10 protein-coding genes and 2 tRNA genes are annotated in these 13667 nt (G+C 71.5%); 5 read left to right on the forward strand and 7 right to left on the reverse strand.

The window, feature by feature from the left end; all coding sequences use genetic code 11:
* Nucleotides 1-74 precede the first annotated feature (74 nt).
* Nucleotides 75-1274, forward strand: a complete 1200-nt coding sequence (locus ACFWVP_RS12775; protein ID WP_384496060.1) for an NAD(P)/FAD-dependent oxidoreductase — start codon at nt 75-77, stop codon at nt 1272-1274.
* Nucleotides 1275-1488: 214 nt separating this feature from the next.
* On the opposite strand, the gene ACFWVP_RS12780 is transcribed toward ACFWVP_RS12775, so the two are convergent.
* From ACFWVP_RS12780 to ACFWVP_RS12790, 3 genes are all read right to left on the reverse strand, one after another.
* Nucleotides 1489-2055 carry a hypothetical protein gene (locus tag ACFWVP_RS12780; protein WP_384496062.1) on the reverse strand — a complete coding sequence of 189 codons (567 nt, stop codon included), beginning with the start codon at nt 2053-2055 and terminating at the stop codon, nt 1489-1491.
* 146 nt (nt 2056-2201) lie between these two features.
* Nucleotides 2202-2274 (reverse strand) — tRNA-Arg (locus ACFWVP_RS12785).
* A 228-nt stretch (nt 2275-2502) separates the two neighbouring features.
* A tRNA-Ser gene (locus tag ACFWVP_RS12790) sits at nt 2503-2593 on the reverse strand.
* Nucleotides 2594-2897: 304 nt separating this feature from the next.
* On the opposite strand from ACFWVP_RS12790, the gene ACFWVP_RS12795 reads away from it, so the two are divergent.
* Both ACFWVP_RS12795 and ACFWVP_RS12800 read left to right on the forward strand, forming a co-directional pair.
* Nucleotides 2898-3368, forward strand: a complete 471-nt coding sequence (locus tag ACFWVP_RS12795; protein ID WP_384496063.1) for an SSI family serine proteinase inhibitor — start codon at nt 2898-2900, stop codon at nt 3366-3368.
* A gap of 334 nt (nt 3369-3702) precedes the next feature.
* A complete protein-coding gene (locus tag ACFWVP_RS12800) occupies nt 3703-7950 on the forward strand; it encodes a PAS domain-containing protein (protein ID WP_384496064.1) in 4248 nt (1415 codons plus the stop codon).
* Nucleotides 7951-8073: 123 nt separating this feature from the next.
* Here ACFWVP_RS12800 and ACFWVP_RS12805 read toward each other — a convergent pair whose 3' ends face one another.
* From ACFWVP_RS12805 to ACFWVP_RS12815, 3 genes are all read right to left on the reverse strand, one after another.
* Complete coding sequence (locus ACFWVP_RS12805) at nt 8074-9720, reverse strand: long-chain fatty acid--CoA ligase (protein ID WP_384496066.1); 1647 nt, start codon at nt 9718-9720, stop codon at nt 8074-8076.
* A gap of 137 nt (nt 9721-9857) precedes the next feature.
* On the reverse strand, nt 9858-10412 hold the full coding sequence (locus ACFWVP_RS12810; RefSeq protein ID WP_384496068.1) for a SigE family RNA polymerase sigma factor: 555 nt from the start codon (nt 10410-10412) through the stop codon (nt 9858-9860).
* 241 nt (nt 10413-10653) lie between these two features.
* Entirely contained in the window at nt 10654-10965 is a 312-nt protein-coding gene (locus tag ACFWVP_RS12815; protein ID WP_384496069.1) for a hypothetical protein, read from the reverse strand.
* Nucleotides 10966-11246: 281 nt separating this feature from the next.
* Between ACFWVP_RS12815 and ACFWVP_RS12820 the strand changes: the two genes are divergently transcribed.
* Nucleotides 11247-12122, forward strand: coding sequence for a bifunctional DNA primase/polymerase (locus tag ACFWVP_RS12820; RefSeq protein ID WP_384496070.1), 876 nt, complete (start codon nt 11247-11249; stop codon nt 12120-12122).
* A gap of 41 nt (nt 12123-12163) precedes the next feature.
* Here ACFWVP_RS12820 and ACFWVP_RS12825 read toward each other — a convergent pair whose 3' ends face one another.
* On the reverse strand, nt 12164-12454 hold the full coding sequence (locus ACFWVP_RS12825; RefSeq protein ID WP_384496072.1) for a hypothetical protein: 291 nt from the start codon (nt 12452-12454) through the stop codon (nt 12164-12166).
* A 128-nt stretch (nt 12455-12582) separates the two neighbouring features.
* Here ACFWVP_RS12825 and ACFWVP_RS12830 point away from each other — a divergent pair, with 128 nt between their 5' ends.
* Nucleotides 12583-13323 (forward strand): hypothetical protein, encoded by a 741-nt coding sequence (locus ACFWVP_RS12830; protein ID WP_384496074.1) that lies wholly within the window; start codon nt 12583-12585, stop codon nt 13321-13323.
* Nucleotides 13324-13667: the final 344 nt, after the last annotated feature.

Below are 13667 nucleotides of genomic sequence, written 5' to 3' on the forward strand. Positions count from 1 at the left end.
CTGTCAGGAAACGGCGGGCTGTCCGGTTCAAGTGGCGAACCGTGCAGCGCCCACCGCGAGACAGGAGCAGGGAAATGCCGCACCGCATCATCGTTCTCGGAGCCGGATACACCGGAGCCATCGCCGCCGGCCGCCTCGCCAGGCGACTGCGCCGCGAGGACGTCGCCATCACCCTCGTCAACCCCGAGCCCGACTTCGTCGAGCGCGTCCGGATGCACCAGCTCGCGGCCGGCCAGGACCTCAGGCCCCGGCCCTTCCGCGAGATGTTCGCGGGCACCGGCGTCGAGCTGAAACTCGCGAAGGTCACCGGCGTCGACGTCGACCGCGAAACCGTCACCGTCGCCGCCGCGAACGGTACCGAGGAACTGGAGTACGACAGCCTCGTCTACGCCCTCGGCAGCGGCTGGGACACCCAGGGCGTCCCCGGAACCGCCGAGCACGCCCACGAGATCGGCAGCCGCCCCGGAGCGCTCCGGCTGCGGGAACGCCTGGCAGGCCTGACCGCCGGGGAGACCGTGTACGTCGTCGGCGGCGGCCTCACCGGCCTGGAGGCCGCGACCGAGATCGCCGAGGCCCGCCCGGACCTCGACGTGGCCCTCGCCGCCCGCGGAGAGCTCGGCGGCTGGCTCTCGCCCAAGGGCCGCGGGCACGTGCGGAAGGTATTCGCCAAGCTCGGCATCACCGTGCACGAGCACACCTCCGTCACCGGGGTGGAGGCCGACCGCGTCACCACCGCCGACGGCACGTCCGCCCCGGCCTCGGTCACCGTCTGGACCACGGGCTTCGCGGTCCACCCCATCGCGAAGGCCACCACCCTGGAAGTCACCGACACGGGCCGGATCGTGGTCGACGGGACCATGCGCTCGGTCTCGCACCCGGACGTCTACGCCATCGGCGACGCGGCCCTGGCGATGGGCCCGGGCGACAAGCCGCTGCGGATGTCGTGCGCCTCGGGCGTGCCCACCGCGTGGCAGGCCGCCGACACCATCGCGGCACGCCTGACCGGCGGGAAGGTCCCGAGCGCATCGATCCGCTACTTCAACCAGTGCATCTCGCTCGGCCGCAGGGAAGGCCTCATCCAGTACGTCACCGCCGACGACCGCGCCGTCCCGACAGCCCTGACCGGCCGGCTCGCCGCCGTCTACAAGGAGTTGGTCTGCAAGGGCGCGGCCTGGGGCGTCGCCAACCCGACCCTCGGCCTCCCGACCCGCCGCGCCCGCCTCGCACAGCAGCCGGCCCTGACGAGCCCGGCGATCCAGGAACCGGCGGCCTGACCTCGACCCACACGCGGCCTGCGGGCCGGGGCCTCAGGCTCTCCTGGAGGCCTCCGGCCTGCCGCGCACCGTGCAGGATCCATGGCCCCGACCGGCTCGGTCGGCGACTCCCTTCCGGCCATCACGGGCCCGCGAGCAGCTGCTGCGGTCTCGGAATTCGTTCACGGACGTCTGTTCCGACGACGCACCGAGGCCGGCGGTCGGGGCGAAACCATCAGATGGGCGCCGGTTCAACCCGGCCGGTGGGCCTGCCGCCGATCTGTCCCGCGAGCCACTCGACGCGGCGTGCACTGCCGTCGGTGCCATCCGTGTGCACGTGGATCGTGTGGTCCCGCGAGGGCTCACGCTGATACAGGTCCCGGGAGTTGAGAGTGAGCGTGAGGTAGGCATACTTCTGGGAGACGGCCTCCAGGTCCGCCTCCGGAACCTCGGGCCAGGCGTTCAGATCCCATCGGACGGCCGCGGCGGTGCCGGCCGCGGCAGCGATGAACGGCTCGGCACGGTCCATCGGCCGACCCCAGTCGAACACCATGACCGGAAGACACACCGCCGGATCGTCGCCCGCTTCCGAGCAACCGTGCTCCTTGCCCTCCACAGCCCACCACTCCAGGCCGGGCAGCACTTCCTGAACCCGGCTCAGGACCTCCGGCGTGCGGATCGTCGCCTCGAAGTCCACCTCGCCGTCGGCGACGTCAGCGACCGCCAGCAGGGCGCGCACGGAACGAATCGCCTTTCCCAGGTCAGCTGTGACGAGAACGGCTACCGCTACGGAGTTACTCACGCACGAAGCCTCGCACGGCCGTGCGACAGGCCTTCGAGGATCCCGTCGGGGAACACTCGGTACCCCGCCAGGGTTGCTGTACTTCGCTGCTGTACGGGCAACGCGAGAGGCCCCCAGGATTTCTCCTGAGGGCCTCTCGCCTGCTGTGCACTCGGCAGGATTCGAACCTGCAACCTTCTGATCCGTAGTCAGATGCTCTATCCGTTAAGCTACGAGTGCGTGTCCTCGGCCTGAGCCTCGGTCCCGCTTCCCGGACTTTTCTGCCCGGTCGGCGTTGCGAGAACAACATTACATGACCTGCGCCGTCACGCGAAATCCATTAGCCATACCGCCCCTGACCTGCGGAAAAACCATTCCTGGGCCTTCTCGGGGCGTCCTGCGCGCAAGCGCCCCCGGCCGGAACACGACCGAAGCCCCGTGCCAAGGGCACGGGGCTTCGGGATCTTGCGGAGGCGGAGGGATTTGAACCCTCGATGGGCTTTAAGACCCAAACCGCATTAGCAGTGCGGCGCCATAGACCGGACTAGGCGACGCCTCCAGCACACCCCGCGCGAGCGCGAGTGGTGCGTGCAGATGATGACACAGACGAGCGCGCTGTCACCAATCGCCGCCCACGGTACTAGGCAGGTGGGCGGCTAGGCAAAGCGCCCTGCGGCCTCGTGTGGCCTGTTCCGGTCGGCCCCCCACGAGTTGCGCAACGTGCGGGCGTGCGGAGCGTTAGAGAAGGCGAGGGCTCCGCCCTCTGTCCGCCACCGACCACCTGCCCGGCGCGCACGCACCCACCGGTGCGCGCGGGAGCAGTCCGGCGCGCCCCGTCGCACGCCAGAACAACAGGAGCCCGCATGCTGCGCCGTCTCACTCTCACCGCCGTCGCCTCCCTGGCCGCGCTGTCCGCCGCCGCGCCCGCCGCCACGGCCGCGACCCCTCTTCTCCCGCTGCCTCCTCTCCCGCTGCTCCAGGGGGACTGGTTGGACCGGCAGGACGAGCAGACCCGGCTCACGGTGACGATCTCGGAGTCCGGCAATCCGCAGGCCGACGGAACGTTCGAGCTGGAGTGCGATCCGGCGGGCGGCAGCCACCCCGTCGCCCAGCGGGCCTGCGATCTGCTGGACGAGGCCGCCGAGTCGGGCAGGAACCCCTTCGTACCGACGGACCGGAACGCCATGTGCACCCAGCAGATGGGCGGGCCGGCCGCCGCCCGGGTCAGCGGGACCTGGGAGGGGCAGGACGTCGACGCCCGGTTCAGCCGTGCCAACGGCTGCGAGATCTCGCGCTGGAACAACCTCGTCCCGGTACTGCCGTCCGCCAGGTAGCCGCCGATCCACCGCGGAAACCGCCCGGGAGGCCCGCCTGAACGTTCTCCGGACGACTCACCGGCGGCACCTGAGGCAGGCTTCCGCAGGGCGTGCGCCGAGGCTTTCGAGCTGGCGGCCGGCACACATCGGCGCACGTCATAGGGGGCGCTCGCGGTCACGACATAGGCCACCGGCGTACACCGTGTGCACAGAACCTTGGTGAGAGCTCCCCCTCATCCGCCGCCGCGCAGCCCGTCCCTGCCTTTAGACTCGTCGCGTGACAGCCTGAGGCCCGAGGGGCAGGATGGGGCCCGCTGTCGGCAAGGTGCGGTATTCAGGGAGGAAGCGTCTCGTGAGCAGCAGGCCATCCCGAGGCACTGCTCGCCTCGCAGCCATACTCGACGCCCTACCGGACGGGCTCCTGCTCGTCAACTGCAACGGCACGGTCGTCAACGCCAACACCATCGCCCTCGAGATGTTCGAGACCCCGGGCACCGCGCTCGTGGGCCGCGGACTGCTGGATCTGCTTCCGGAGTTCGACTCCCGGCTGATCCCGGGGTCGATGCGCAGGCCGGATGCTGCGGACGAGCAGGGCAGGACCAAGCCCACGCGGATGACCGCGCGCCGGACCGACGGCACCGAGTATCCCGTCGAGGTCACCAGCGCCAGTCTGGACAGCGGCCAGGCCGGGTACAACGACATCAACTCCAACTTCACCGGCGACGAGCTGCTCATGCTCGTCGTACGGGATCTCTCCGGCACGGTCGACACCGAGGCCGAGCTGGCCCGTTCGCAGCGCCAGACCGAGATGATCCTGCGGGCCGCCTCCGAGGGCGTCGTGGGCACGGACATGGACGGCCGGGTCGTCCTGGTCAACCCCGCCGCCGCTCAGATCCTCGGCTTCCGCGCCAGCGACCTCGGCGGCAAGGAACTGCACACGCTGATCCTGCACTCGCGGGCCGACGGCGAGCCGTTCCCGTACGACGGGTCCCCGCTCGCGGACACGCTCAAGTCCGGCCGGAAGCACCGGGTGCGCGGCCAGGTGCTCTGGTCCAAGAGCGGCGACCAGGTTCCGGTCGACCTGACCACGGCGCCGGTGCGCGACGGTGACCAGCTGGTCGGCGCCGTGATGACGTTCACCGACCGCAGGCCCTACGAGGAGCTGACCCACCAGCACACCGACGAGGTCACCGGGCTGACGGAACGGCACGCCGCCGAGATCGCCGAGCTCACCGGCAGCCACCGGGCCGAGGTCGCCGCACTGACCGAACAGCACGCGGCCGAGCTGGCCGACCGGACGGAGCGGTACGCCTCCGAGCTGGAGGAGCAGGCCGACCGCCTCACCGGTCTCGGCGCACGGCACACCCAGCTGACCGCGGTCCTGGGCGAGTCGCTGCGTGGTCCGCTGGAGGAGCTGCGCGGTGAACTGTCGACGCTCGCCGCCGACCCGGCCGGCCAGCTCTGGCCCGAGGCCAACCAGATCCTGCACCACCTCGCCGCGGGCTACGCCCGGATGACGACGCTCGTCGACAACGTACTGAGCTACCAGCGCCTGGACAGCGGCACCGAGGAACTCGTCAAGCAGCCGGTGCTGCTGGACTCGGTGGTGACCGCCGGCATCGACGGCGCGGTCGAGCTGATCGGGCCCGGCCGCGCACAGTTCGCGGTGCACGCGCCGCCGATCGAGGCCGAGGTCGACCCGGGCCGGCTGATCACCGCGCTGGCGCATCTCGTCGCGGACGTGGCCGGTGTCGACTCGACCGGCAAGGCGCGGCTCCTGCCGGGCGGCGGTTACGTCGACTCGACGGTCGTCGTGGCGGCGGCCCAGCGCGGTGACGTCGTACGGATCGAGGTGCGCGGGCCGTTCGCCGGGGGTGACCCGGTGCACGTGCCGATCGTGCGCGGGATCGTACGGGCACACGGCGGTGTGCTGCAGACGCACGAGATGCCGGGGATGAGCGGCAGCGCGTACGTCCTGGAGGTGCCGATCGGTGCGGGTGCCGGGACGATCGCGCCCGCTCCGGTACCGGTGCCCGAGGGGACCGCCGTACCGGAGACGGTTCCCCAGCCCACACAGGGCGGTCGGCGGCGGGCACGTCGGGCGTCGACAAACGCGTTCCTGGAGAGTGCCGTGGACGGGGCCGGCGACACGGCGGCGGCCGAACCGACCGGGCGCCGCAGGGCACGACGTGAAGCCGACCCCACGCAGGAGCAGCAGGCGCAGGACGTGATCCCGCCCCAGCAGGGTGAGGGCTCCGGGCGCAGGCGCGGCCGGCCCAGTCCGGCGGAGACGGGTACCGAGGCCCGGGCGGAACAGCCCCGGCAGGCCCTGGCCCTCCCGGCCGCCGCGTCCACCGTGCCGTCCGAGGGATCCGTGGTGACCGCGGCCGAGGGCGCGCAGGGCGGTGGTGGCCGGCCGCAGCGCGGACAGACCGTGCCGCCCCAAGGGGTGCCGCAAGAGGCCGCCCAGGGGATGCGTACGCGTCCGGGCGGCGGGAACCAGGCCGCGCTTCCCGCCCTCGCATCCGCGGAGTCGTCGTCCCGGCAGCAACACCAGCAGCAGGGCAATCAGGCGCAGCAGTCCGGGGGGCGGCGGGCCCGACGGGCCCTCGCGGCCACCCAGGAGTACTCCGCCCCGGCCGAGGCCGCGGCGCCGCGCAGTGCGTTCGCGCTGCCGCCCGCCGACGCGGACCGCGTCCAGCCGGGCGCGCCAGGCGGCATGGTTCCGCCGCCGGTGACACCCGCAGGGCCTGGCGTGCCCGGTGCGATGGTTCCGCCTGGCGCGGCGGTCGCACCGGAGGCATTGATCGCGCCGGAGGCCCCGGCCATGTCGAAGGCACCGGCCGTATCGCAGGCACCGGTGGCATCGCAGGCCTCACCCGTCACACCCGCCCCGCCCGTCGCTACGGCTCCGCCCGTCGTGCCGCAAGCGGCACCCGCCGCGCCGGAAGCTCCCGCCGCCGGTGGTCAGCCCGTTCCCGTCGCACCCGGTGCGACGGACGGTTCGCCGCCGGAGCGCCACGACGTCGTACGGACGACGCCGGACGCGGACCACACTCCGCCGCGGGCGCATCCCGTGGCGTCCGGCCGTCGCAGGGCGCGCCCCGCGGACACGCCGGAGCAGTCCGGTCAGCAGGTCCGTCCCGACGACCATCCCGCTCCCGGTCATCCCGCCCCTGGACAGCCCCTGCCCGTCGTTCCTCCGCAGCCCGACTGGTCCCGTACCGGCACCTCGGGGCAGGGCCTGGCCGCGCTCACCCTGCACGACGACGCGCCCGACGAGACCGACGCACCGGATTCGGCCGCCGACGAGTCCTGGGTGGGCCCCGGCAGCACCACGCACACCACCGGCACCGTCGCCGCCCCGGCCGGGCCGTCCCCGGCCCTCCATCCGGCCGACGACGCCCCCCTCCCCGCACCGGACGCCCGGCGCCGGCCGCTGCCCGCCGAGGAGCCGATGTCCGCGCCCGCCTCGTCGGATTCGACTCAGGGCCGCGCCTTCAGCGTGCGGACCCTGGGTCAGGGCGTGCCGTTCGCGCAGCACCTCGCGCATCAGCAGAACCAGACGCTCGGCGGTGCCGGACGCCGCCGCAAGCTCGCCGCCCCGCCCGAGGCGGAGCGCCCGGCCGCGCCCTCCCCGGCGCAGCCCGCCGCGCCGGCTCCCGTACCGCCGCAGCCGGGCGCCGTGGGCGCTCAGGGCGGCACCACGCAGGGCTCCGGCACGGGGCAGCTGCTGCCCGCCCCCGCGGCCGAGGGACGCGCCTACGCGATAGGGGCGCCCGACGAGGGCGCCGAGGGGCCCGAGCCGCTGGACGGTCCGGGCGGGGCCGTCGAGGTGGCCAACCGTCCGCAGCCCCGGCCCGTCGACGACGAACTCCCCCCGGAGCCGCTGGACAACCCCCGGCGGCTGCTCGTCTGGCCCGCGCCTGACGTCTCCACCCAGCAGGCGCTCAGCGACCGCGGCTACCGCCCGGTGATCGTGCACTCCCGCGAGGAGGTCGACGCCCAGATCGCGGCGTTCCCCGCCGCCCTGTTCGTCGACCCGCTGACCGGGCCGATCACGCGTACGGCATTGCAGTCGCTGCGCCAGGCGGCTGTGGCGGCGGAGGTTCCGGTGCTGGTGACGGCCGGTCTGGGGCAGGCCACCCGGGAGGCCGCGTACGGGGCGGACCCGGCCGTCCTCCTCAAGGCGCTCGCCCCGCGCGACAGCGACCAGCATCCGCCGCGGGTGCTGGTGATCGAGGAGCACGAGGAGATCGCGCTGGCCCTGACCGAGACGCTGGAGCGTCGCGGCATGCAGGTCTCGCGGGCGTCGGGCGACAGCGAGGCGGTCGACCTCGCCGGCCGGATGCGGCCGAACCTGGTGGTGATGGACCTGATGCAGGTACGCCGCCGGCGCGCGGGAATCATCGACTGGCTGCGCGCGAACGGCCGCCTGAACCGCACGCCGCTCGTCGTCTACACCTCGGCCGGCATGGACGAGGCGGACCTTCCGCTGCTCGCCTCGGGCGAGACCGTGCTCTTCCTGGCCGAGCGCTCGACGAGCGACGAGGTGCAGTCCCGCATCGTCGATCTGCTGGCGAAGATAGGGACGAACTGACGGTCGGTGCAGTCACCGGACGACACACACGGGGCGAGGGCGGTACGGGAAGTCCCGTACCGCCCTCGCCCCGTTCCGCAACGGCCGACGTCCTTCGGCGTACGGGTCGTTCGGACCGTTGTGTCAGAGCCGCGTGATGTCGAGCTCACCGTCCGCGTACTGCTTGCGGATCACCTTCTTGTCGAACTTGCCCACGCTCGTCTTCGGCACCGCCGCGATGATCGTCCAGCGCTCCGGCAGCTGCCATTTGGCGATGGACAGGGCGAGGAAGGTCTTGAGCGCCGCGTGGTCGGCCGTGGCGCCCTCCTTGAGGACGACGGTCGCGAGGGGACGCTCCCCCCACCTCTCGTCGGGAACGGCGACGACCGCGGCCTCCGCGACATCCGGGTGCGCCATGATGGCGTTCTCCAGCTCGACGCTGGAGATCCACTCGCCGCCGGACTTGATGACGTCCTTGGCCCGGTCGGTGAGCGTGAGGAATCCGTCGTCGCTGATGACTCCGACGTCACCGGTCTTGAGCCAGCCGTCCTCGCTGAACTTGTCCTCCGGGCGCATGTCCGTGCCGTCGGCACCGCCGTAGTACGCACCGGCGATCCAGGGCCCGCGCACCTCCAGCTCGCCCGCGGACTCGCCGTCCCACGGCAGGTGGTCGCCGCCCGGTCCGACCAGCCGCGCCTCGACACCGGCCGGGAACCGGCCCTGGGTAATGCGGTAGGGCCACTCCTCCTCGTCGGTCAGTCCGGCGGGCGGATTGGCCATGGTGCCGAGCGGCGACGTCTCCGTCATTCCCCAGGCGTGGCAGAGGCGCACGCCCAGCTTGTCGTAGGCCTCCATCAGGGAGGGCGGACAGGCGGCGCCGCCGATGGTGACACGGGCCATGGACGTCAGGTCGCGCGGCTTCGCGATGATCTCGGCGAGCAGACCCTGCCAGATCGTGGGAACGGCCGCGGCGTGCGACGGCTTCTCCCGCTCGATCATGTCGGCGAGCGGGGCCGGCTGCAGGAAACGGTCGGGCATGAGCATGTTGACGCCGGTCATGAACGTCGAGTGCGGCAGGCCCCAGGCGTTCACATGGAACTGCGGGACGACCACGAGGGTCGTGTCCTTGTCCGTCAGCCCCATCGACTCGGACATGTTGACCTGCATGGAGTGCAGGTAGATGGAGCGGTGGGAGTAGACGACACCCTTGGGGTCCCCGGTGGTGCCGGAGGTGTAGCACATGGCGGCGGCCTGGCGCTCGTCCAGCTCGGGCCAGTCGTAGGTGGTGGGACGGCCGGCGAGGAGCTCCTCGTACTCGTGCACCCGCGGCGTGACGCCCGCGAGCGCGGAGCGGTCACCCGGACCCGAGACGACCACGTGCTCGATGGACGGCAGGTGGGGGAGCAGCGGCACGAGCAGCGGCAGCAGCGAGCCGTTGACGAGGACGACCTTGTCGTCGGCGTGGCCGACGATCCAGACCAGCTGCTCGGCGGGCAGCCGGAGGTTGAGTGTGTGCAGCACGGCTCCCATGGAGGGGATCGCCAGATACGCCTCGACGTGCTCGGCGTTGTTCCACATCAGAGTCGCGACCCGCTGGTCGCCGTCGACGCCCAGTTCGTCGCGCAGGGCGTTGGCCAGCTGCGTGGCACGCCTGCCGATCTCGGCGAAACTGCGACGGTGCGGCTCGGGCTCGCCGGTCCAGGTCGTCACCTGTGACTTCCCGTGGATGGTCATCCCATGGGTGAGGATGCGGGTCACAGTCAGCGGTACGTCCTGCATGGTGCTCAGCACGGCGTCCTCCCGGTGGGCGCTACGTGGCAGTAAGGTTCCGCTGATTCTGCGCACATACCACGCGGTATGTCACTACTCCCGGGAGTACGAATCGGTGTCGGTCGGCGGGTTCGGGCTATGACACCCCCTCGTGCGGCTCAGCGGACCGGGTGCAGCTCCGGGTCCTCCCGGAGCTTTCCGAGCGCCCGCGACACCGCGCTCTTGACCGTACCGACGGACACTCCGAGGACTTCGGCGGTCTGGGCCTCGCTCAGATCCTCGTAGTACCGCAGGACGACCATGGCCCGCTGCCGGTCGGGCAGCTTCAGCACGGCCCGCCACATCGCGTCGTGCAACGACTGCTGCTCGGCGGGGTCTGGCTCGGGTGCGGTCTCCTTCTCGGGCAGCTCCTCGCAGGCGAACTCGTCGACCTTGCGCTTGCGCCACTGCGAGGTGCGCGTGTTCACCAGGGCGCGGCGGACGTATCCGTCGAGCGCGCGGTGGTCCTCGATCCGCTCCCAGGCGACGTACGTCTTGGTGAGGGCGGTCTGCAGCAGGTCCTCCGCGTCGCTCGGATTCGCGGTGAGGGAGCGTGCGGTGCGCAGCAGTACGGGGCCCCGTGCCCGTACGTACGACGAGAACGATGCGTAGCGACGGTGTCCGGCGGAGGCAGCGACCGCCCTGGAGGCGCCGGTGCAGACTGGCGTGGTCATGACTCCACGCTAGGAGCGGGCGCCGCCCGGAGAATCGGCCCCAGGTCCCGAAGCCTCGTCCGCCTCAGGTTGTAGGGGTAGGGCCTGCCCCACCTCCTGAAGGTGGAGGGGCCACGGTCCGTCCTCAGGGTCCTCACCCCGAGGACGGACCCGCCCCCCGCCTACGGACAGCCGCCCCCGCCACAGCCACCGGACATGCCTCCCCATGGGCCGATACGGGCCGACCGGCCGGCCCGGCACCTCACCAGAGCGGCGAGAAGTTCACCACGAAGATGTCCGTGGACTGGTCGATCGGCGTGAAGGCCGACCCGCTCACCTGGGCCGCGTTGCTGTGGTTCGACGCACCGGCGCCGACGGCCTGCTGCTGCGACGTGGACGAATTGCCGAAGTTGTCGCCTCCGACGCCACCGGACCCGATCGTCGCCACCGCCGCGTTCGACCCGTCGTTCGCGAACGAGCCGTTGTCGGCCACCGCTACGCCACCGAACAGAGCTGCGGCGAGAGGCAGGGCGGCAACGGCGGCGAGGCTACGAGCAGTACGGGTGCTTGCCATGTCAATTTCCTCCAGGAAGCGGAAGTACGGCTTGATATACGGCTGGTCCGGAACGAGTCGGCCGACTGCCCCGGCGCTGGTCACGACGTCGCGAGACCAAAGTTGCCCACCGAATCCCTGGTGAACCGCCCACGATCCCCGATTCCCCCGCAAGCATGAGGAACACCCGATAAACCTCTCAACCGCCCCCAGCCGGCCGCCCCCCACGCCGCACCGGGAGAAGCGTTTCACCACCCTCACACCCTCTTCCCTTCTTCGAACGTCTGTACGAAAATAGATCCATGGCCACCATCGACCGGCAGACCGCCACCCTGGCCCTGGCCCACGCGCTCTCCGCCGCCGAGCGCGGGCTCCCCGTCTTCCCGCTGTCCGCCACCAAGCTCCCCGCGCTGCGCTCCCCGCACCATGACGACGTACGCCCCACCCACTGCCGGGGCGCCTGCGGACTGCCCGGTCACGGCGTCCACGACGCCACCACCCACCCCGCCGCCGTCCGGGCCCTCTTCGCCGCCGCCCCCCGCGCCACCGGGTACGGCATCGCCTGCGGACGGCCGCCCCACCGCCTCATCGGCATCGACCTGGACGTCGACTCCACCCACGGCAACGACTCCGTGGCCGCGCTCCAACAGCTCGCCCTGCAGCACCTCTTCACCATCCCCGCGACAGTCACCGTGATCACGCCCAGCGGCGGCCGGCACCTCTGGCTGACAGGACCGTCCGGCGTCCACGTGCCCAACTCCGCGAGCCGGCTCGCCCCCGGCATCGACGTCCGCGGTGCCGGCGGCTACCTGGTCGGCCCCGGATCCGTCACCACCCACGGCAGCTACCGGCTCGCCCCCGGCACAGCCCATCTGCCGCCCGCCCCCTGCCCCCGCGCCCTCCTGCGCCTGCTCACACCCCCCGCCCGCCCCCACCACCCCACCGGCAGCCACTCCCCGGCCGGTCAGGGCCGTGGCCTGGTGCAGTTCGTCCTGGCGGCCCACGAGGGTCAGCGCAACACCCGCCTCTTCTGGGCGGCCTGCCGCGCCTACGAACACGGCTTCGGCGACGCCTTGGCGGACGCCCTGACCGACGCGGCGGTCCGTACGGGCCTCTCCGAACAGGAAGCCCGCGCAGCCATAGCCTCAGCCGCCCGACTGACCTCGGAACGCCCCTGACGGCCCCGGTCAGGCATGGGTTCCGCTGATTTCAGGGCTTCTCATCGCAGGCGAGCGGCGTCGCGCGCCTCGACCACCAGGGCCTGCACACCCAGCACCACATCGCGCAGACGCCCCGGCTGCACGCCCTCGGCGTCCATCCACGCGTCGAGGCGCAGCCTCACGTACCTGACGTTCCATATCCCGTGCCGCCGCAGCATCGAGCGGTGGACCGAGATCTCCTCCTGGATCTCCCGCCGCAACTCGTCGGTCCAGCCCTGCTCGCGATCGACCGGCTCCAGAGGAACCTTCAGAGCGACCACGGCCTCCTTGAGGGACTCCGTCAGATCCATGACACTCCCCCTCGCACTGCCGATCGCGCCGCCTGAACTGACGGGGGCCCATGATGTACGGCGCGCGACGGACATGGGAACCGCGTACGTCACAGGCGTGCGTGACGAGTTCACCGGAAGCCCGGAAGATGATCTCCGGCGTGACGAGCGGAGCGATCGCGGGTGCGGGACCAGGCGGCGACGAGGCCGATGCCTGGCGCGAACGGCTGGGCCGGGCGTTCGGCCCCATAGCCGACGATCCCGCCGAACGGGCGGCGGCGCTCGCACATCTGCGCGGGGCCAAGGCGAACACGCGGGCGGCTCTGGACCGGTTCAACGAGCTGTGGCGGCTGACGAGGCCGCTGGGGACGGAGGAGCAGTACCAGGAGCCGTCCTTCCGACGGGCTCACGAGGTGTACATCGACATCCGCAGCCGTTCGCTTCCCGACGGGCTGTGGGAGGGAGCTGACGGGCCGGGCCTGCCCTATGCGCTTCTCTTCCTGGAATGGGAAGCGCGCTTTCCCGGTGAATGGACCGAACACGCCAAGGCGTGGGGCACCGAACAGTGGCTCATCCGCAGCGTGGCTGTCGCCGACCACGATCAGCCGACCAGGGAAAAGCTCGCCGACCTCGTCGAGATCGTCGTCCGGCGGGCCTACCGCTGCAAGGACGTGAGTACGTTCGCGTCGCACGGGCGGTCGACTGCGAGCATCTCCGCAACGGACTCGGTGAGGCCGCCGCGTCGGACAACCCACGGGCACGACTTCACGCCGGCTATGTTTTCCGGGCTGCTCGAACACCCCGAGGCACCCAACACACGCCGAGGTGGGCGAACATGGGTCTCGGAAGCGTCCGGAAAGCAGTCTGGCCCAGCCGATCCCGACAGGTAGTGCAGGGCACCCGCACACCACGCTGACGACATGCCCGTGCGATCAGCGGGGAGACAGCGAGTCCGGGTACGCGGCCCCGGAACGGGCAGCTCCGCCGAGTCCTGCCCGCGGATTCGAGGAGACAGAAACGCCGAAGGGGTGTCACTCGGTGAGAGACACCCCTTCTGACCAGCGTCTACGCTGACTTGCTGCGGTGGGTGTGGGATTTGAACCCACGGTCACATCGCTGCGACGACGGTTTTCAAGACCTTTTGGCAATCAGGGTCAAAGCTCACTGCGGCGCAGGTCAGACGCCTACAGGGACACCTGCCGTGCCGCCGTCGTCCTCTTCGTGCCCCTTCCGT

The organism is Streptomyces sp. NPDC058637 (assembly GCF_042717325.1).
Classification (GTDB): Bacteria; Actinomycetota; Actinomycetes; order Streptomycetales; family Streptomycetaceae; genus Streptomyces.